16 protein-coding genes are annotated in these 18,913 nt (G+C 46.7%); 10 read left to right on the top strand and 6 right to left on the bottom strand.

What is annotated here, in order from left to right; genetic code table 11:
• The first annotated feature begins 13 nt into the window (after positions 1–13).
• On the top strand, positions 14–2,104 hold the full coding sequence (fusA, locus tag OCU49_RS20890) for an elongation factor G (protein ID WP_261842474.1): 2,091 nt from the start codon (positions 14–16) through the stop codon (positions 2,102–2,104).
• Positions 2,105–2,192: 88 nt separating this feature from the next.
• On the opposite strand, the gene OCU49_RS20885 is transcribed toward fusA, so the two are convergent.
• Positions 2,193–3,029, bottom strand: a complete 837-nt coding sequence (locus tag OCU49_RS20885) for an HDOD domain-containing protein (protein WP_261842473.1) — start codon at positions 3,027–3,029, stop codon at positions 2,193–2,195.
• 402 nt (positions 3,030–3,431) lie between these two features.
• Between OCU49_RS20885 and OCU49_RS20880 the strand changes: the two genes are divergently transcribed.
• Positions 3,432–5,132, top strand: coding sequence for a putative bifunctional diguanylate cyclase/phosphodiesterase (locus OCU49_RS20880; protein WP_261842472.1), 1,701 nt, complete (start codon positions 3,432–3,434; stop codon positions 5,130–5,132).
• 1 nt (position 5,133) lies between these two features.
• On the opposite strand, the gene OCU49_RS20875 is transcribed toward OCU49_RS20880, so the two are convergent.
• The gene (locus OCU49_RS20875; protein WP_261842471.1) at positions 5,134–5,478 is read right to left on the bottom strand and encodes a hypothetical protein; all 345 of its coding nucleotides are present in this window, start codon (positions 5,476–5,478) and stop codon (positions 5,134–5,136) included.
• A 158-nt stretch (positions 5,479–5,636) separates the two neighbouring features.
• Here OCU49_RS20875 and OCU49_RS20870 point away from each other — a divergent pair, with 158 nt between their 5' ends.
• On the top strand, positions 5,637–6,179 hold the full coding sequence (locus OCU49_RS20870; RefSeq protein WP_261842470.1) for a redoxin family protein: 543 nt from the start codon (positions 5,637–5,639) through the stop codon (positions 6,177–6,179).
• A 51-nt stretch (positions 6,180–6,230) separates the two neighbouring features.
• Here the strand turns inward: OCU49_RS20870 and OCU49_RS20865 are convergent, their stop codons facing one another.
• Genes OCU49_RS20865 through rsuA form a run of 3 tightly spaced genes read right to left on the bottom strand, consistent with a single transcriptional unit; the run spans position 6,231 to position 8,680 of the window.
• Complete coding sequence (locus OCU49_RS20865; protein WP_261842469.1) at positions 6,231–6,911, bottom strand: YciC family protein; 681 nt, start codon at positions 6,909–6,911, stop codon at positions 6,231–6,233.
• A 27-nt stretch (positions 6,912–6,938) separates the two neighbouring features.
• On the bottom strand, positions 6,939–7,991 hold the full coding sequence (locus tag OCU49_RS20860) for a class I SAM-dependent methyltransferase (protein WP_261842468.1): 1,053 nt from the start codon (positions 7,989–7,991) through the stop codon (positions 6,939–6,941).
• Positions 7,988–8,680, bottom strand: a complete 693-nt coding sequence (rsuA, locus tag OCU49_RS20855; protein WP_261842467.1) for a 16S rRNA pseudouridine(516) synthase RsuA — start codon at positions 8,678–8,680, stop codon at positions 7,988–7,990. Before rsuA ends, OCU49_RS20860 begins: the two co-directional genes overlap by 4 nt.
• A gap of 143 nt (positions 8,681–8,823) precedes the next feature.
• On the opposite strand from rsuA, the gene OCU49_RS20850 reads away from it, so the two are divergent.
• Positions 8,824–9,660 carry a 6-carboxytetrahydropterin synthase gene (locus OCU49_RS20850; RefSeq protein ID WP_261842466.1) on the top strand — a complete coding sequence of 279 codons (837 nt, stop codon included), beginning with the start codon at positions 8,824–8,826 and terminating at the stop codon, positions 9,658–9,660.
• Between the two features lie 69 nt (positions 9,661–9,729).
• On the opposite strand, the gene mutS is transcribed toward OCU49_RS20850, so the two are convergent.
• The gene (mutS, locus tag OCU49_RS20845; protein WP_261842465.1) at positions 9,730–12,309 is read right to left on the bottom strand and encodes a DNA mismatch repair protein MutS; all 2,580 of its coding nucleotides are present in this window, start codon (positions 12,307–12,309) and stop codon (positions 9,730–9,732) included.
• A 291-nt stretch (positions 12,310–12,600) separates the two neighbouring features.
• Here mutS and OCU49_RS20840 point away from each other — a divergent pair, with 291 nt between their 5' ends.
• From OCU49_RS20840 to alaS, 6 genes are all read left to right on the top strand, one after another.
• A complete protein-coding gene (locus OCU49_RS20840) occupies positions 12,601–13,344 on the top strand; it encodes a substrate-binding periplasmic protein (RefSeq protein WP_376787885.1) in 744 nt (247 codons plus the stop codon).
• A gap of 26 nt (positions 13,345–13,370) precedes the next feature.
• Positions 13,371–13,922, top strand: a complete 552-nt coding sequence (locus tag OCU49_RS20835) for a hypothetical protein (protein ID WP_261842464.1) — start codon at positions 13,371–13,373, stop codon at positions 13,920–13,922.
• A 32-nt stretch (positions 13,923–13,954) separates the two neighbouring features.
• Positions 13,955–14,452, top strand: a complete 498-nt coding sequence (locus tag OCU49_RS20830) for a CinA family protein (protein WP_261842463.1) — start codon at positions 13,955–13,957, stop codon at positions 14,450–14,452.
• A 95-nt stretch (positions 14,453–14,547) separates the two neighbouring features.
• Complete coding sequence (recA, locus tag OCU49_RS20825; RefSeq protein ID WP_261842462.1) at positions 14,548–15,591, top strand: recombinase RecA; 1,044 nt, start codon at positions 14,548–14,550, stop codon at positions 15,589–15,591.
• An 85-nt stretch (positions 15,592–15,676) separates the two neighbouring features.
• Complete coding sequence (locus tag OCU49_RS20820) at positions 15,677–16,162, top strand: regulatory protein RecX (protein WP_261842461.1); 486 nt, start codon at positions 15,677–15,679, stop codon at positions 16,160–16,162.
• Positions 16,163–16,353: 191 nt separating this feature from the next.
• Complete coding sequence (gene alaS, locus OCU49_RS20815; protein ID WP_261845272.1) at positions 16,354–18,909, top strand: alanine--tRNA ligase; 2,556 nt, start codon at positions 16,354–16,356, stop codon at positions 18,907–18,909.
• The last annotated feature ends 4 nt before the right edge of the window (positions 18,910–18,913 follow it).

Here is an 18,913-nt window from a genome sequence, read left to right as displayed (position 1 = left end):
ATTGAGTGAAGCAATGGCAGACTTATCACACTACCGTAATATCGGTATTTTCGCCCACGTAGACGCGGGTAAAACTACTACGACTGAACGTATCCTGAAACTGACTGGTAAGATCCATAAAACCGGTGAAGTACATGACGGTGAATCTACCACCGATTTCATGGAGCAGGAAGCTGAGCGGGGTATTACTATCCAGTCAGCGGCGACTACCTGTTACTGGAAGGATCACCGTTTCAACATCATCGATACTCCTGGTCACGTTGACTTCACAGTTGAAGTATACCGTTCCCTGAAAGTACTGGATGGTGGTGTTGGTGTATTCTGTGGTTCCGGTGGTGTTGAGCCTCAGTCTGAGACTAACTGGCGTTACGCGAACGAATCTGAAGTTGCACGTATCATCTTCGTTAACAAGCTGGACCGCATGGGTGCAGACTTCCTGCGCGTTGTTGACCAGGTTGAGAACGTATTGGGTGCAAACCCAATGGTTATGACTCTGCCAATCGGTATCGAAGAAAACTTCGTAGGTCTGGTTGATCTGCTGTCTCGTACTGCATACGTTTGGGATGATTCTGGTAAGCCAGAAAACTTCGAAATCGTTGATATCCCTGCGGACATGGTAGATGACGTAGAGATGTACCGTGAGAAGCTGATCGAGACTGCTGTTGAACAGGACGATGATCTGATGATGGCTTACATGGATGGTGAAGAGCCTTCTATCGAAGACATCAAGCGTTGTATCCGTAAAGGTACCATCGCTCTGGACTTCTTCCCAACTTACTGTGGTTCTGCGTTTAAGAACAAAGGTGTTCAGCTGATCCTGGATGCGGTTGTTGATTACCTGCCAAGCCCAACTGAAGTTGATGCACAGCCTCTGACTGATGAAGTTGGTGAGCCTACTGGTGAAGTAGCGACTGTTTCTACAGATGAGCCTCTGCGCGCGTTGGCATTCAAAATCATGGATGACCGCTTCGGTGCACTGACCTTTATCCGTATTTACTCTGGTGTACTGAATAAGGGTGACACTATCCTTAACTCATTCACTGGTAAGACTGAGCGTATCGGCCGTATGGTTGAGATGCACGCTGATGAGCGTACCGAGCTGAGCACTGCTCAGGCGGGTGACATCCTGGCTATCGTTGGTATGAAGAACGTTCAGACTGGTCACACTCTGTGTGATCCTAAACATGAATGTACTCTGGAACCTATGATCTTCCCTGAGCCAGTAATTTCTATTGCTGTATCTCCTAAGGACAAAGGTTCTACTGAGAAGATGGGTGTTGCGATCGGTAAGATGGTTGCAGAAGATCCAACTTTCATTGTTGAAACTGATGAAGATTCCGGTGAAACCATCCTGAAAGGTATGGGTGAATTGCACCTGGATATCAAAGTAGACATCCTGAAGCGTACTTACGGTGTTGAACTGGAAGTAGGTCAGCCACAGGTTGCTTACCGCGAAACAATTACTTCATTAATTGAAGACAGCTACACGCACAAGAAGCAGTCTGGTGGTTCCGGTCAGTTCGGTAAGATCGACTACCGTATCAAGCCAGGTGAAGTAGGTACTGGTTTCACATTCAAGTCTATTGTTGTTGGTGGTAACGTTCCTAAGGAATTTTTCCCAGCAATCGAGAAGGGCTTCAAGGGCATGATGGACGAAGGTCCTCTGGCTGGCTTCCCTGTACTGGATGTTGAAATTGAACTGTACGATGGTGGTTTCCACGCGGTTGACTCCTCAGCTGTAGCTTTCGAAATCGCTGCTAAAGGCGCGTTCCGTCAGTCTATGCCTAAGGCCGGTCCTCAGTTGATCGAACCTATCATGAAGGTTGATGTGTTCACTCCAGACGATCACGTTGGTGATGTTATCGGTGACCTTAACCGTCGTCGCGGCATGATCAAAGATCAGGAAGCTGGTGCAAGTGGTGTACGTATTAAAGCAGACGTTCCTCTGGCTGAAATGTTCGGTTACATTGGACACCTGCGTACTATCACTTCAGGCCGTGGTCAGTTCTCTATGGAGTTCTCTCACTACATGCCTTGCCCGAACTCTGTTGCTCAGACAGTGATCGAAGCTGAAAAAGAAAAGAAGGCAGCTGCTAAGAAGTAATTCTTAAGTTGCTATAAAAAAACCCGCCATTGGCGGGTTTTTTTGTGTCTTTGATTTTTAATCTATGGCTGTATTTCGAAGGCCTTAATTAACAAGCTGCGAGCTCATCCAGTTCAGGGATGAGCTCTTCTTTCAGGTCGAGAAAGTCCATATCGCATAAGCCCAGAAATGCCAGTACGGGCTTCAGTTCGAATAAAGTACCTTCAGTATCATTGAGACGCCAATAGGTGCGGTAGGCGGTACTGATTTCTTTTGCCAGCAATAATGTACAGAGCTGCATGCGCATGTCTTCATGTTCATCCTTCTTCTGTTTTAGTACATCCAGATAGTTAGCCTGGCCCGTTATGGCTAAGTGAGTATCTTCAGGTATGAACCAGTGGCGTGCGAGTGCTGCTCCAACCTGAAAGTGGCTGACACCATAGAATCTCAGTTGAGCCTTGTGGATATCCTGTAAATCACTGCCATTTAGCTTACGCATCACATTCAGAAAGTCATTTTTATATGTCAGCATCAGCGGAATGCCACAGTCGTGGAGCATGCCCAGTGTGTATGCGTCATCAGTGGTAATCATTTTATAGCGCCGGGCAAGCATCACAGCAATTTGAGCGACTTCAGTCGCAGTATCCCAGAAACGTTCAAGACGAATATGTGTCGGAAAACTATTTTTTAATGCTGCAATTTGTACGACTGAGTAAACCTTTTTCAGGCCCAGCATGTTTACAGCATGTTCGATCGATTTAATTTTGGCTGCAGCACCGATCGCCGGGCTATTAACTGTTGATATAACGGAAGAGAAGAGTGCGACGTCAGATCTGAGTACACGGTAGACCTGATCCAGATCGACATCACTCGACTTCAGAGCTTTAGCGATGGTAACAAGTGCTTCCGGACGGGGAGGAAGGCTGATGGGGATTTTTCTTTTCATAGAGGGCGTTTCATTGCTCTGTTACTGCTGGCTGAAGCACATTTTACTCACTGAAAGTAGCCAGAATAAAGGGTTTGGCTACCCAAGATGACAGTTTGATTTGTAATCGTAAAGTTATTGATTTTAAGACGAATGGTTAGGTTTTGTGCAAAAAATGATCATTATGTGCAGATGTATAAAATTGTTTCCAGCACCTTGTAATGGGGTCAGACAAGGCTTTGATGCAAGGCAAAGAAGTTGCAGTTTTTCTGGAGGAGAATAGTAACTGGAGAGTGAATTTAAACGATACTTTTGAGCGCCTGGCGAATTTCCGGAGTGGACTGTTTAATCGCAGAACTCTTATAAATTCGAATAAAGGTCAGAAGTATTTTCTCGATTATTTTAGCGGAGTGCCTGATCTTTATGATTAATTGCATTGATGCTGTATTCGACCCTGAAATTTGCCAACGACTGATTGCTGAGACTCCTATGTCAGTCATGGTGACCGATCTTAATTTAAAGATTATTCAGGTAAATAAATCATTTGTAGCAACAACTGGTTATTCCATTTCAGAAGCTATCGGGCAGACGCCCAGGCTGCTCAGTTCGCATCGGCATGATCAGCATTTCTATTCATTGATGTGGCATGCAATATTAGAAACTGGCCAGTGGCAAGGAGAGATCTGGAATCGCCGCAAAGACGGTGAAGTTTATCCTGAATGGCTGAACATTAATGTTATTCGGGACCATGACGGTATCGTAAGTCACTATGCGGGTGTTTTTTCAGATATCAGTGCATATGACAATTCTCGTAAGCGTTTACATTATATGGCGCACTATGATGCCCTGACCGGGCTGGCTAACCGTACCTTGCTGGATGATCGCCTCGGGCAGTCCATCGATAAGGCGTGCCGCGATAATGCCATGCTGGCAGTCATGTTCATCGACCTCGATCATTTCAAGCGAGTAAATGACAGTCTGGGGCATAGCGCGGGTGATAAGGTATTAAATGCTGTTGCTGAAACTCTCAGGCAACAAGTCCGTCAGGTCGATACTGTTGCGCGTATTTCAGGCGATGAGTTTGTCGTGGTGTTTACTGATTTGCAGGCAGTTGAGCATCTGGCAAAGGTTGCTAAAAAGATGGTTGAAGCATTGGGCCAGCCATTTGATATTGGTGGCGAGTCTGCCGTTTATGTGAGTGCCAGTATCGGAATTAGTGTCTATCCACTCGACGGGGAAAATACTGAGGAGCTGCTTAAGAACGCCGATATCGCAATGTATAAAGCTAAAGAGAGTGGCCGAAACAGCTTTATGTTTTATACCGATCAGATGGGTAAGGTGTTACAGGAGCATTTATTACTTGAGAGGGATCTGCGCACAGCGCTGGAGAATCAGGAGCTGACAGTTGTTTATCAGCCACAGGTCTGCGCTCAGGATCATCGTATAACGGGTTTTGAAGTTTTGTTGCGTTGGTATCATCCGTTAAGAGGGTGGATTTCGCCCGCTGTGTTTATTCCCATTGCTGAGAATGCCGGTTTGATTTCTACACTTACCCGTTGGGTATTTACTGCCGCTTGTATACAGCTAAAAGACTGGCATCAACGGTTTGATCAACGTCTGAAAATGGCTGTTAATATCTCTGGCAAGCAATTTAAATTAGGCCGGCTTGATGAGGAAATTCTGAATATTATCCATTCTACAGGTGTGACTGCAGACAGAATTGAGCTTGAACTGACAGAAACATCACTGATTGAAAATGTGGATAAAGCGACCGAAATACTTAACAGTATCCGTCAACATGGGGTCTGTCTGGCAATTGATGATTTCGGTACCGGTTACTCGTCACTGAATTATCTTAAGCTGTTTGATGTGGATAAGCTAAAAATTGATCGTTCTTTTGTGCAGGCATTATTCAATGGTAAAAGCGATTCTGAAATAGTCACGGCAATAATTGCTATGGCCAATAATTTGAATATCGCAGTGATTGCTGAGGGCGTTGAAACCCGGGAGCAGCTAACATTTTTACAGGAATGCGGTTGTGACGAAATACAAGGCTATTACTTCAGCACTCCCGAATCTGCTGCGGTCATTGCGCAGTTACTTTCGCCAGTACTGAAGGATTAATTTAGCCTGCCATTGTTAATGGTACATATTGTTTGCTGCTGTTCTGACTACGGTTGTGTTGCATATAACTTTGTAGCAGGCGTCCTGTTATACAGTTAAAGCAGCCATCGCCCTGGCGATGGCACAGGCTGCTGGCACAAGCCATGAGCAGTAAGTCGTGGGAAAGGCGCGACAGTGTATTGCGGTCAGAGCTGTGGAGCTCTGTTAGTGTGAGGATACCATCATCGAATAATTGCTGAACTGCTTCACCCTGCCAGCAGGCAATGAGCTGGCCTGAAATTGAGTTTGTCAGGCTGATACTTGGCAGCGGTGTGTTTAACCAGGCATTAATGGCCAGAGCGGTCATGGCAATTCCTTTTAACTAAATGATAATGGTTATCATTATCTATAAAATCAGACATGTTGCAAGTGAAAATTGACTTGTCGGAACTGACAGCATTATTTGCAGTCACAGAATTAACCTTGCGAGGGTGAGCCGACGTATGTCGACGAGAGGAAAAATCTATGCCGAACCTTATGCGTGCTGTCTTACTGGCGTTTGGCGTCTTAATGATGAGCAGTGTTTTGCAGGCTGGACAGCTTAAACAGCGGGTACCAGCGCCGGCGTTGACTCAGACTGATCCCCAGGCCTGGTTAAACAGTGAGCCACTCAGTCTGCAGGACTTGAGTGGAAAAGTTGTGCTGCTGGATTTCTGGACGTTTGATTGCTGGAACTGTTATCGCTCATTTCCCTGGTTAAATGCTTTGGAGAAAACCTTTGCAGGTGAAAGTTTCACTGTATTGGGCATTCATACACCTGAGTTTGATCATGAAAAAGTCAGGGATAACGTCGCTGAGAAGATAAAGGAATTTGAGCTTCATCATCCGGTGATGATGGATAATGATTTTGCCTATTGGCGAGCGATGGGAAACCGTTACTGGCCAGCATTTTATCTGCTTGATAAGCAGGGACGTGTGCGATCAGTTTATATTGGTGAGACGCATGCAAATACTGCGCAGGCCAATGCGATAGAAGCGGATATTCGTCAGCTGCTGGCCGAAGGCTAGTTGCAGAGAATGATTAAAAAAGGCCACGAAGTGTGGCCTTTTTTATGGATGTCAGTCTTGGTTTTGAGCTTCACGCATAACGCAGAATACCCGGAAACCGTAAATCATAAACAGGCAGTTTAGGAAGCCGAAGAAAATATCCTGAAGCGATCGCACAACTATTGAATCAATCCCCATAGTGCTGAATAACCAGCTAACAGCGACGTTTGCACCAGTGATCAGTACGAACAGGCATACAAGGCCGGTCAGAAGATCCCAAAAGTACTCCCGGGTGGTATCCCAGCTATCTTTCATGGCTTCAACAGGCGATGATTTTTCCAACATACAGTGATAATCAGCGAAGGACCAGCGAACGGTCAGGTATAACCCCGGAATAATAAAACACATCAGACCTAAGACAATGCCTGCACCGGAAATGAAGTAGGTGAGGAACATAGAGCCCCAGCGTGACAAGCTTAGTTGTAATGCCTGAAAGGCTGTTAGTGGACGGTCTTCAACCACTGAGTTCAGGTAGGCAATAGTTGCTCCCCAGTAAAGCGGTAAAAAAAGCAGGCTGACCAGTGACAGCATCATCACAGAAGGATCTATTTCTGAGCGTTCGCCATCCAGTGAGCCAAGTACAATGGTGCCGATAATATTGAGGATAATGATAAACGGCAGCTGTATTTTGATGATGGCAAGCAGATTCATCTTGAAGAAGAACCAGGTTTGCTTGAGATAGGTAAAAGCCATCTTATGTCCTACAAAGTATGAGTTAAATTAACGTTTAGGTTTCGCCAGTAATACCAGCTTGAAGCTACCATTATCAGCGAGAGTTTCAACCCGGTTAAAGTGCGCACTGGCTTTACGCTCCAGTGGAATGTGCAGGTTTGTTACGAAGGCTGCAATGCCGTCATTTTCGAGTCTGCGCCGGGTTGCCCGTAAAAATATATCTGTCAGATCTCCGGTAACACTGAATCCCTGGTGGAACGGAGGATTACAGATAATCATTGGATAACGGCTGTCGATGCCTTCAGCACAGTTTGCCGGGATGACTTCACCGTTAATCTTATGTCGAGAGAAGTTTTCCTGACAGGCCTGCAGGGCTGTTGCATTGTTATCTGTGGCGGTAACAAAACAATCATCGCTGGCACAATTCATAGCCAGGTAGCCGTAACCACAGCCCAGATCCAAAATCCGTGTTGCGGGTTGTTTTAGACGTTCAGTAAAACGCCCCAACTGTTCGATCAGATACTCGCTGCCCTTATCAATTTTATTCCAGCCAAACACACCGGGTTTGCTGTAATAGTGATAAGTCTCATCGCTGGCGACGTCACGCAACACAGGGTAATCCTGATCATCGAGTGAGTCAGTATCGCACGCGTCTGGTCGGGTTAGAATGCCCATCCAGGTGTTCTTATCGGACTTTTCGGTTTGCATGTTTCCGGCAAAGCGTTTTTTAGCTTTATCAAGATAGGTCTTGATGCCTTCGTTTTTCAGTCCGGCGATAAACAGTTTGCCGTCGGGCCTGAGCAGCCGTATTGCCTGATTGATAACATGATGAACAATCGGTTTCTCTTTAGATACCCGGTAGATAAGTGTATCGATGCTACCGTCAGCGTATTCTGAAAAATTAAAATCACTGAAACGGCATTGCCAACCCTGTTCCGTCAGAGAATCGGTAAGATCTATCCGGTTACTGATAACAGTTACATTATTCCGGGGAGTAATCGCCAATTCGGGTTGCAGTGCATTTTCATCAGCAATCCAAAGTGTTGTGCCAGTGGCCTGGGCCAGTTCCGGGCGTAACAGATCAAAAGCGAAATCTTTCATCGGATGCTGGCAACCTCTTCGGCAGTCAGAAAACGGAACTCACCTGGCTCCAGATCTTCATCCAGCACAATGCCACCAACGCTTTCGCGGTGCAGGCCTGCAACTTTGTTCCCCATTGCTGCGAACATGCGCTTTACCTGGTGATAGCGGCCTTCCTGCAGGGTTACGCGGGCGTGATGCTCATCAAGCAACTCAAGCGTAGCCGGTAAGGTAGGTTCTTCTTCATTACGCAGCATAAGACCCTCTGCAAAAGCAGGCGCTGTTTCCGGGCTGATAGGGTCTTCAGTCGTAACTAGATACACCTTGTCGCAACGGTGACGTGGTGATGTGATGCGGTGCGACCACTGCCCATCGTCGGTGATGAGTACCAGTCCGGTCGTGTCGATGTCCAAACGTCCGGCGGGGTGCAGATTTTTGACGTTTTCCAGCTCCAGCAGATCAAGCACTGTTGGGTGTTCCTGATCTTCTGTAGCACAAATTGTGTCCTGCGGTTTATGTAACATCAGATAGCGTGGGCCAGGGGGTGGAATTTCCCGGCCGTCGAGCAACACCAGGTCACCGGTTTTAACCTGAAAGCCGTGGTCCTGATTCACCTTGTCGTTGAGCCGTACTTTCTGACTCTTAATGAGGCGTTTAACCTGACTGCGGGGCAGGCCGGTTGCCTGGCTGAGGTATTTGTCGAGTCGCATTATCTGAATGGTTACCGCTGTAATGGATAAAGCCGGGATTATACCTCAGTCTGGCCTCAGAGTTGTACGTCTGAATCATGCAAAAGCTTTCAGATTGAGCTAATATAGCGGCCCATTTAATAACCAATTCTGTGTGAACCTACGTGAAGCTGTTTGTTGATAATTTAACCAATGTCGATTTTTCATATCTGGATGGCCAGCGAGGCCTGTTGGGAGAGTCCTGGCTGGTACAGTTGGTGCTGGATGGCAGCCTCAATGAACAGGGGATGATTTGCGATTTTGGTATCGTAAAGAAAGCCGTGAAACGTTGGTTTGATGATTGCATTGATCATGCTCTGGTCGTACCGACAGGTATGGATGATCTGGTATTGCAGCAAGACCCGCAGCAAACAGAGATTGCCTGGAAGTACCCGGAAGGTGAGAGCTTCTACTGCCGTTCGCCACGCGAGGCGATAGTATTAGTCGAGCTGGATGCTATTACACCCGAAGGGTTAGCCCGTTGGTGTAAAGATCAGCTCCTGGAACTGTTTCCGGATGAAGTTAAAGGGCTGGAGATTAGCTTTATACCTGAGAGTATTCAGGGGGCTTACTACCATTACAGTCACGGTTTACAGCAGCATGATGGTAACTGTCAGCGTATTGCTCACGGCCATCGTTCCCGTATTGAGATTTTCTTAGACGGTCAGCGCAGCAGTGAAGAAGAAGCGCGCTGGGCAGAAAATTTTCGTGATATTTATATTGGCACCCGTAGTCATTTACAAACGGGCGAAGGCGAGTTACATCACTACAGCTACACCGCGCCGCAGGGTGAGTTTGAAATCAAACTGCCAGCCAGTCGCTGTCATCTGATGGATACGGAGACTACGGTTGAGCAAATTGCCTGTCATTTGGCTGAGCAGGTAAAACAAGCAAATCCTGAACATGAAGTTCTGGTGCGTGCGTATGAAGGTGTTGGTAAAGGCGCGATTGCGACTGCTTAAATATTGCTGTTATAAAACTAAAAAAGCTGCCATTGGCAGCTTTTTTTGTGTCTGTTGCTCTGTTGTATCTTACTGCCGCATGGCTGCTTGCTTCAGAGCATATAGCTGTTCCAGCGCTTCCCGTGGTGAAAGGTCGTCTGGGTTAAGTTCCTGTAAAGACGTCAGAGCAGGGTGGGGCTTAGGTGCGAAAAATAAGTCTTCCTGCATAGGTGGCGTTTGACGTTTGTGTTCACTGTGTCCGGTATCATCTTCCAGTTGTACCAGTTTTTGCTTGGCTCGCTGAATAACGTGCTGCGGGACACCTGCTAGCTGAGCTACCTGTAAACCATAGCTTTGGCTGGCGGGACCTTCCTGTACTTCGTGCATGAAAACAATGTGATCTTTGTGTTCCATTGCTGTCAGGTGCACATTGAATACGGCTTTACTTAACTCAGGTAAAACAGTCAGTTCAAAGTAATGAGTGGCAAACAGGGTCAGAGCTTTGACTTCATCAGCCAGGTATTCTGCCGCCGCCCAAGCTAGGGATAAACCGTCAAAAGTACTGGTACCACGACCGACTTCATCCATCAGCACCAGGCTGTGCTCGGTCGCATTGTGTAAAATGTTAGCTGTTTCAGTCATTTCAACCATAAAGGTTGAGCGTCCGCCTGCTAAGTCGTCAGAAGATCCCATACGGGTAAATATTCGGTCAACTAAACCAATTGTAGCGGCCACAGCAGGGACGTAACTACCAATATGCGCTAACAGGGTAATCAGGGCTGTCTGACGCATATAGGTGGATTTACCGCCCATGTTAGGGCCGGTAATTATCAGCATTTGTCTTTGTGGCGAAAGGGTCAGGTTATTCGCTACAAAAGGCTCATTCAGAACACTCTCTACTACTGGGTGACGGCCCTGATGAATTTCGATCAGAGGTTGGTCTATCAGAACAGGTGCAACAAATTCGAGGCTGTCTGCCCGTTCGGCAAGGTTACAGAGAACATCCAACTCGGCAATTGCCTGAGCGCTGTCCTGCAGTGGCGCAAGTTGTTCAGCCAGTTGTTCTACTAATACTTCGTAGAGTGCTTTTTCCCGGGTGAGGGCACGGCTTTTGGCGCTGAGCGCTTTGTCTTCAAATTCTTTTAGTTCCGGTGTGATATAGCGCTCGGCATTTTTGAGTGTCTGACGTCGAATGTACTCTGCAGGCATATCGACAGCCTGCGCTTTACTCACTTCAATAAAGTAACCGTGTACCCTGTTATAGCCAACTTTTAGGGTAGCAATATCAGTACGTTCCCGTTCTCTGCGCTCGAGTTCTACTAAGTAGCTGCCAGCGTTTTCACTGAGGCCGCGAAGCTCGTCTAATTCGCTGTCGTAGCCAGTAGCTATTACACCGCCGTCACGTATAACCACCGGGGGATTTTCAATGATAGCTGTTTGTAACAGTTCGTTGAGTTCGGGGAACTCACTGGCGCTGTCGGAGAGTTCACTAAGGCGTGCCGGACGATTACCGGCAAGTAACTGTTGCACTTCCGGCAGCGTTTGAAAGGCGTTTTTCAGGCGTTCAAGGTCTCGGGGGCGTGCTGAGCGTAAAGCAATACGTGCCAGCACCCGTTCGATATCACCGATTTGTTTTAGAGCAGGTGATAGTTGTTCAAAACGGTAGTTATCCATCAACCATTGAATAGCTGCTTGCCGGCCCTGCAAGGTGTTACGGCAACGCAGCGGGCGGTTCAGCCAGCGCCGTAACATCCGGCTGCCCATTGGGGTTGCTGTCTTGTCGATAACTGATGCCAGGGTATTTTCTTTGCCGCCGGCAAGATTTATATCTATTTCCAGGTTTTTTCGGGTGGCGGCGTCGAGAATAACGCTTTCATCCCGTTGCTCCAGAATCAGGCGGCGTATATGTGGCAGATTGGTTCTCTGTGTATCTTTTGCATATTGTAACAGGCAGCCTGCAGCTCCCAGAGCCAGTGGAACATGAGCGCAACCAAAGCCGCTGAGGTCCTGGGTTTGGAATTGCTGGCATAACAAACGTTCAGCTGTTTCTAATTCAAAGTGCCAGGGTGCTTGTGGGCGTAAGCCTTTGTAACCGTTAAGGTGTTCGCCAAATGAAGCAGTATCGTTATACAAAATTTCTGCAGGTTTTAGCCGTTCAAGCTCACCATACAAAGCTTCATCACCATGGATCTCTAAGAGGCTGAACCGACCGCTGCTGATATCTACAATCGCGATACCATAATGGGATTGCTGGTGGTTAATAGCTACCAGTAAGCTTTCCCGGCGCTCATCCAGCAATGCTTCGTCACTGATGGTTCCCGGGGTAACTACCCGCATGACTTTACGTTCAACAGGACCTTTGCTGGTGGCTGGGTCGCCAACCTGTTCACAAATGGCCACAGATTCGCCGGCACGAACAATTTTAGCGATGTAACCGTCCGCTGAATGATACGGAATGCCAGCCATTGGGATTGGGTTACCGCCGCTTTTGCCTCGGGCTGTTAAAGAGATATCTAACAGTTGCGATGCTTTTTTAGCGTCGTCGTAAAACAACTCATAAAAGTCCCCCATACGGTAAAACACCAGTTGATTAGGGTGTTCAGCCTTGATGCTCAGATATTGTTGCATCATTGGAGTATGTTTTACGGCGGCGTTGTTTTGTGCGGTCATAATTCGTGCGACTGAGTCTTATGTGAGAGGTATTAATGAGCACAGCAGGTTACCAAATCGCTGCTGAATCCGCCATGAGGATTCGTATTTGATATGAGGATAAAAATATACAGCAGAGAAGGTCAGGTAGGACCTGTTACCTCTGACTGGTTTACGCCTGCAATGCTTATAGAAATTTGTTATAAATTCATATCCTTAGCGCGAACAGAACGTTTGAATGATCTGTTGTAGAGTGTATTTCCTATGATTTTCAGGTTCGTCGTAATACGTGTTTTTAGTTTGGTGATCTTATTGGCCACTGTGGTTGGCCATGCGACAGCGTCGCATCGAAGCATAAATCTAGTCAGTGGCCCTGACTATGCGCCATATGTAAGTGACGAACTGCCAGAAGGTGGTGTCGTTACTGAGGTGGTGAAGCGGGTCTTTAGTGAGATGGGGTATCATACCGAGTTATCTTTTTTCCCCTGGAACCGCGGCTATCAGCGGGTTCTGAATGTTCAGAGTGATGCAACCTTTCCATATGCCTGGGGAGCAGACCGGGCCGAGCAGTTTCTCTACTCAAGGGCGGTGAACAGGGTGACCATCCGGGTGTTTATGCACAGAGATGCTGCCTTTGATTTCACGGAAGCGAATGACTTGGAGGGCTTGTCATATTGCCAGCCACTGGGATATCAGACTGAGCCGGAACTCAGATATATGATTGAGCAGAAACAACTGGTCCGTTATGAAGCACGTGATATGGATGGGTGTTTCGAAATGCTATCCGCAAAGCGGGTGGATTTTGTTGTATCGAATGATCTGGTGGGCTGGAGTGCTGCACAAAGAGCCATAGGCAATGCTGCTGAGCAGACAGTTGTAACGGCCGATGAGCCATTTAGGGCTATATCTGAGTATTTGATTATCAGTAAACAGCATCCGCAAGCAGAAATACTTATCGAAACCTTCAACATTGCATATGAAGCATTACTTGAAGTGGGAGTGCTGGACGGCATCTGGAAGTCCAGGCTGGGGCGTCATGCTCAAGCGGTTAAATGAATAGTAATTAGCAGGAGTGTGTATTGATGGGTATGGGGCAGCTCAGACGGCATATAGAGGCATACCTTATTGCTAAGGATAATAATAAACCTCATCTGATGCCGCAGGTCTTTATTCAGGATGCTGAACTCCGAATGCAGGTTGACAGTAACAACATTAATTTTCCTCCGAAAGTTAGTGGTGAAGCAGAAATTACAGCGACTCTGGTACAGCGTTTCAATGAGGCTCACCAGAATATCTACACATTTTGCTTACCTGAGAGCCTGTCTGAAAGCATGCCTGATGAGCAGGGTTACGTTACTTGCCGCTGGTTTGTTTGCATGCAAGACAAACGATCAACAGAAATTAAAATCGGTGCAGGTTGGTACCGCTGGTATGCTGGTGATCAGCAAATTGAGCGTCTCGATATTGAAATACAGCAAATGAATTTGTCCCTGGCTGACAAGCAGTCGGTGATATTTTCCTGGGCACAGCGGTTACCCTGGCCATGGTGTTCTGCTGAGATTGCTGTTGAGACCTTGCCATGTATATCTGAGATGGATGCTTTGCGTGAATTCCTTGTTCATGGGCAAAGCTAGCTTGTTCGTCTGAAGTAGAAAAGAGAAGACTGATGGGAACGGAAAATATTTTACAGCTGGTTGAACAGTTAGCGGATCGGGCTTTACAGCAAAACGTTATATTGTCGACAGCCGAGTCCTGTACAGGTGGTGGGATTGCTACGGCGATGACAGCGCTGGCCGGAAGCTCTGCCTGGTTTGATGCAGGCTTTGTGACATACAGTAATGAAGCTAAAAGCCGTATGTTAAATGTGCCGCTGGCTGTGATTGAAGCACATGGGGCGGTGAGTCAGCCGGTGGTTGAAGCCATGACTGCAGGCGCAATTGCTAATAGTCAGGCACAGCTGAGTGTTGCTGTGAGTGGTGTAGCCGGGCCTGGTGGTGGTACGGAAAAAAAGCCGGTAGGGACTGTCTGGATTGCCTGGAGAAGTGGATCTGAGTCTGTCGCTCAGCGATATCAGTTTGCTGGTGACCGGGATTCCGTGCGACTTCAGACCGTAGAACAGGCACTTAGCGGCCTGGTGAAACTACTGGATAAAAATACTGTATAAAAAAACATATTATTACTTGCAATGTGATTCGGCTGCGACAATAATGCTGTGCAAACGTACAGTATTTAATTTCTCTACAGATTATAGGTTTTAATATGGACGACAACAGAAAGAAAGCCCTTGATGCCGCCCTTGGCCAAATCGAACGTCAGTTTGGTAAAGGTACGGTTATGCGTATGGGTGATCAGCCGCGTGAAGCTATTCCTGCTGTGTCGACCGGTTCTCTGACGCTGGATATCGCGTTGGGTATTGGTGGTTTGCCTATGGGTCGTATTGTTGAAATCTACGGTCCGGAATCTTCGGGTAAAACAACTCTTACTCTGCAAGTTATTGCCGAAGCTCAAAAGCAGGGCAAGACCTGTGCGTTCATTGATGCAGAGCATGCTTTGGACCCTAATTATGCTGAGAAGCTGGGCGTTAATGTAGATGAGATGCTGGTATCTCAGCCAGATACTGGTGAGCAGGCACTGGAAGTTACAGATATGCTGGTTCGTTCCAGTGCAGTAGATGTTCTGGTTATTGACTCTGTTGCTGCCCTGACACCTAAAGCTGAGATCGAAGGTGACATGGGTGATTCTCATGTAGGTTTGCAGGCGCGTCTGATGTCTCAGGCGCTGCGTAAGCTGACGGCTAATGTAAAGAATGCCAATACTCTGGTGATCTTTATTAACCAGATTCGTATGAAAATCGGTGTTATGTTTGGTAGCCCTGAAACAACGACTGGTGGTAACGCACTGAAATTTTATTCCTCTGTTCGTTTGGATATCCGTCGTATCGGTGCAGTGAAGCAGGGTGACGAAATTGTCGGTAACGAAACCCGGGTTAAAGTTGTTAAGAACAAGGTTGCTCCTCCATTCCGTCAGGCTGAATTCCAGATTCTGTATGGTCAGGGTATCTACCATATGGGCGAAGTAATTGATCTGGGTGTAAAAGAAGGGATGATTGATAAGTCCGGTGCATGGTACGCATATAAGGGCGACAAGATCGGTCAGGGTAAAGCAAATGCTGCCCGTTACCTGGAAGAGAATCCTGAAATCGCAACAGAGATTGAAGCTGCTATCCGTGCTAAGTTGCTGGTAACTGCTTCGGAAGAAGATGAAAGCGAAGAAGCTGAAGCAGCTCCTCAGCTGGATCTGTAAGCGATAAGTCAGATAAAAGTTTGCTGATGTTTATTAAACCCTGCTCTTGTGCAGGGTTTTTTGTATCTGCCAGAAGGAAAATGTTATGAGTTTTAATCGCTCTGCTGCAACTCAGGCTACACTTGAATCTGATTCGGATATAAAAAATGCGGTTTTTGGCTTGCTGGCAAGACGTGAATACTCAATGAAAGAGTTGATCACTAAATTGAAGCCAAAATGTTGTGATGAGAGTCAGCTAGAAAATGTACTCTTTTCATTACAGGAAAGTGGCTATATCAGTGATGAGCGTTTTTTAGAGAGTTTTTTACGTCAAAGGATTAATCAGGGCTATGGTCCTATGAAAATCCGTTTCGATATGAGAGATAAAGGTATTTCTGCTGAAATGCTGGATTTTGCTATGGAAGAGCAGGAGGTGGATTGGTTTTCTCAGGCGTTGGAAGTGTATCGCCGTAAGTTTAAAGGAGAAGAAAACTATGATGCAAAAGGCTATGCAAAACGCATGCGTTACATGATGCAACGAGGTTTTGATGCAGAGCAAACCCGCTATGCTATTGATGCAAAAGAAGAATAAAACCTGTAAATCAAAAAGAAATATTAATATTAGCCTTAGTTACTAAAAATATTCGAACAATTTATTGTCACGTTATATACTGCATCGCCATTTTTACACTGTTTTTTTTGTTACTTTTGATTGAATGCGTAGGCAAATGAATCGATCAGGGTGCTATTTTAGGTGTTGCGAGCGATAACTGTATGAAAAATATGACAAGTGCCGAACTGCGACAGGCATTTCTAAACTACTTTGAAAACAACGGCCATCAGATTGTTGAAAGTAGTTCTCTGATCCCAGCCAATGATCCTACCCTGATGTTTACCAATGCAGGCATGGTGCAGTTTAAGGATGTATTCCTGGGCAGTGATCAGCGTGCTTATTCACGTGCTACAACTTCGCAGCGCTGTGTTCGCGCGGGTGGTAAGCATAACGATCTGGATAACGTTGGTTATACCGCTCGTCACCACACTTTCTTTGAAATGTTGGGCAACTTCAGCTTCGGTGATTATTTCAAGCGCGATGCAATTAACTTTGCCTGGACATTTCTGACAGAAGTACTGGAGCTGCCAAAAGAAAAGCTCTGGATTACTGTGCATATCAGTGATGATGAAGCAGAAAAGATCTGGAAAGAAGAAGTTGGTATCGATCCTGAGCGCTTCTCTAAGTTGGATGAAGATAATTTCTGGTCAATGGGCGATACTGGCCCGTGCGGACCAAGCTCTGAAATATTCTATGACCACGGTGCAGATATCTGGGGTGGGCCTCCGGGCAGCCCGGAAGAAGATGGCGATCGCTATATCGAAATCTGGAACCTGGTATTCATGCAGTTCAACCGTGCAGCTGACGGTGAAATGACGCCGTTACCTAAGCCTTCTGTTGATACAGGTATGGGGCTTGAACGTATCGCTGCTGTACTGCAGAACGTACATTCTAATTACGAAATTGATTTATTCCAAAACCTGTTGAAAGCAGCTGCGACTGCTGTCGGTAGTGATGATCTGGATAATAAATCCCTGCGAGTAATAGCTGATCACATCCGTTCATGCTCTTTCCTGATTCTAGATGGCGTAATCCCGAGTAATGAAGGTGCAGGTTACGTGCTGCGTCGGATTATTCGTCGTGCTGTGCGTCATGGTAAAAAGCTGGGTGCTCAGGGCGCATTTTTCTACAAACTAGTTACGGCACTGGTTGCTGAAATGGGCACTGCTTACCCTGATTTAGCTGCGCAGCAAGAGTTAATAGCTAAGGTGTTGCTTAAAGAAGAAGAGCAGTTTGCCAAAACGCTTGAGCACGGTATGGGGCTGTTGGAAAACGTTATTTCCAAGCTGGATGGTACTGAAATTCCGGGTGAAACTGTTTTCAAACTATACGATACCTACGGTTTCCCGGTAGACCTGACTGCTGATGTGGCTCGTGAGCAAGAACTGACGATTGATATGCCTGGTTTTGAGCAGGCAATGGAGCAACAACGTAATCAGGCGCGAGCGGCCGGTAAATTTAACGTCGATTACAATGACACGTTAAACCTTGAAGGTGAAACCAGCTTTACAGGTTATGAGCATCTTCAGGGGTCTGCCAAGGTTGTTGGTTTGTTCAGCAATGGTGCGGCTGTGGATTCATTGAATAGCGGTGACACTGGCATTGTTGTGTTGGACGAAACGCCGTTTTATGCAGAATCAGGCGGACAGGTTGGCGATAGCGGTGTATTGAAGGCAGATAACTGTCTGTTCAGTGTTTCGGATTGCACAAAAGAAAGTAAGAATCATCTGCATCATGGTGAACTGCAGCAAGGGGCTATTAAACTGGGCGATACTCTGTTCCCTGAAGTTGATGCTGAACGACGTCAGAAGACGGCGGTTAACCATTCTGCGACTCACGTGCTTCACGAAGCGCTTCGCCGTGTATTAGGTTCTCATGTGCAGCAGAAAGGCTCTTTGAATGATGCTGACCGTCTACGTTTCGACTTCTCTCATTTCGAAGCGGTAACTGCTGAAGAGTTACAAGTCGTTGAAGATATGGTTAACGAGCAGATTCGTCTTAATACCCTGATCGAAACTGACATCATGGACATAGATTCCGCCAAAGAAAAAGGTGCGATGGCGCTGTTTGGTGAAAAGTATGATGATGAGGTGCGGGTGTTAACCATGGGCGGAGACTTCTCTGTCGAGCTGTGTGGTGGTACTCATGCTCAGCGCTCAGGTGATATTGCCTTGCTGAAGATTGTATCTGAAGGTGGTATTGCTGCAGGTGTACGTCGTGTTGAGGCTGTTACCGGTAAGGCTGCTCTGGATTACATGGCAGGTGTTAGTGAGCAGCTACAGGAAAAACTGACTGATCAGCAAGGTAAAACCCGTCAGCTGGAAAAAGAGCTTGAGCAATTAAAAGCTAAGCTTGCAGCAGCTAAAGGTGCTGATCTGGTAAGTGCAGCAGTTGATGTTGCTGGTGTGAAAGTGCTTGCTGAAGTGCTGGAAGGCATAGAGCCTAAGGCGCTGCGTGACACCATTGATCAGTTAAAGAATAAGTTGGGCAGTTCAGTGGTTGTGCTGGCTACAGTGGCGGACGATAAAGTTAGCCTTGCAGCAGGCGTAAGCAAAGATGTAACTGCTAAAGTGAAGGCTGGTGATCTGGTACGTGAGTTAACAGCTAAGCTGGGTGGTAAGGGCGGTGGTCGTCCTGATTTTGCTCAGGGTGGTGGTACCGATGCAGCAGCTTTGCCTGCTGTTCTGGCAGATGTTGCCGGGTTGGTCGAAAAGAATTTGTCGTAGTTTT

Source organism: Aliamphritea ceti (genome assembly GCF_024347215.1).
In the GTDB taxonomy this organism is placed as follows: domain Bacteria; phylum Pseudomonadota; class Gammaproteobacteria; order Pseudomonadales; family Balneatricaceae; genus Amphritea; species Amphritea ceti.
The sequence above is the reverse complement of the archived record's forward strand: the minus strand, read 5'-3'. Positions and strand labels throughout refer to the sequence as shown.

Bases quoted from the DNA above. Each gene is read 5' to 3' on its own strand.
- fusA (WP_261842474.1), top strand. From the start codon at position 14: ATGGCAGACTTATCACACTACCGTAATATCGGTATTTTCGCCCACGTA.
- OCU49_RS20885 (WP_261842473.1), bottom strand. From the start codon at position 3,029: ATGAAAAGAAAAATCCCCATCAGCCTTCCTCCCCGTCCGGAAGCACTT.
- OCU49_RS20880 (WP_261842472.1), top strand. From the start codon at position 3,432: ATGATTAATTGCATTGATGCTGTATTCGACCCTGAAATTTGCCAACGA.
- OCU49_RS20875 (WP_261842471.1), bottom strand. From the start codon at position 5,478: ATGACCGCTCTGGCCATTAATGCCTGGTTAAACACACCGCTGCCAAGT.
- OCU49_RS20870 (WP_261842470.1), top strand. From the start codon at position 5,637: ATGCCGAACCTTATGCGTGCTGTCTTACTGGCGTTTGGCGTCTTAATG.
- OCU49_RS20865 (WP_261842469.1), bottom strand. From the start codon at position 6,911: ATGGCTTTTACCTATCTCAAGCAAACCTGGTTCTTCTTCAAGATGAAT.
- OCU49_RS20860 (WP_261842468.1), bottom strand. From the start codon at position 7,991: ATGAAAGATTTCGCTTTTGATCTGTTACGCCCGGAACTGGCCCAGGCC.
- rsuA (WP_261842467.1), bottom strand. From the start codon at position 8,680: ATGCGACTCGACAAATACCTCAGCCAGGCAACCGGCCTGCCCCGCAGT.
- mutS (WP_261842465.1), bottom strand. From the start codon at position 12,309: ATGACCGCACAAAACAACGCCGCCGTAAAACATACTCCAATGATGCAA.
- OCU49_RS20835 (WP_261842464.1), top strand. From the start codon at position 13,371: ATGGGTATGGGGCAGCTCAGACGGCATATAGAGGCATACCTTATTGCT.
- OCU49_RS20830 (WP_261842463.1), top strand. From the start codon at position 13,955: ATGGGAACGGAAAATATTTTACAGCTGGTTGAACAGTTAGCGGATCGG.
- recA (WP_261842462.1), top strand. From the start codon at position 14,548: ATGGACGACAACAGAAAGAAAGCCCTTGATGCCGCCCTTGGCCAAATC.
- OCU49_RS20820 (WP_261842461.1), top strand. From the start codon at position 15,677: ATGAGTTTTAATCGCTCTGCTGCAACTCAGGCTACACTTGAATCTGAT.
- alaS (WP_261845272.1), top strand. From the start codon at position 16,354: ATGACAAGTGCCGAACTGCGACAGGCATTTCTAAACTACTTTGAAAAC.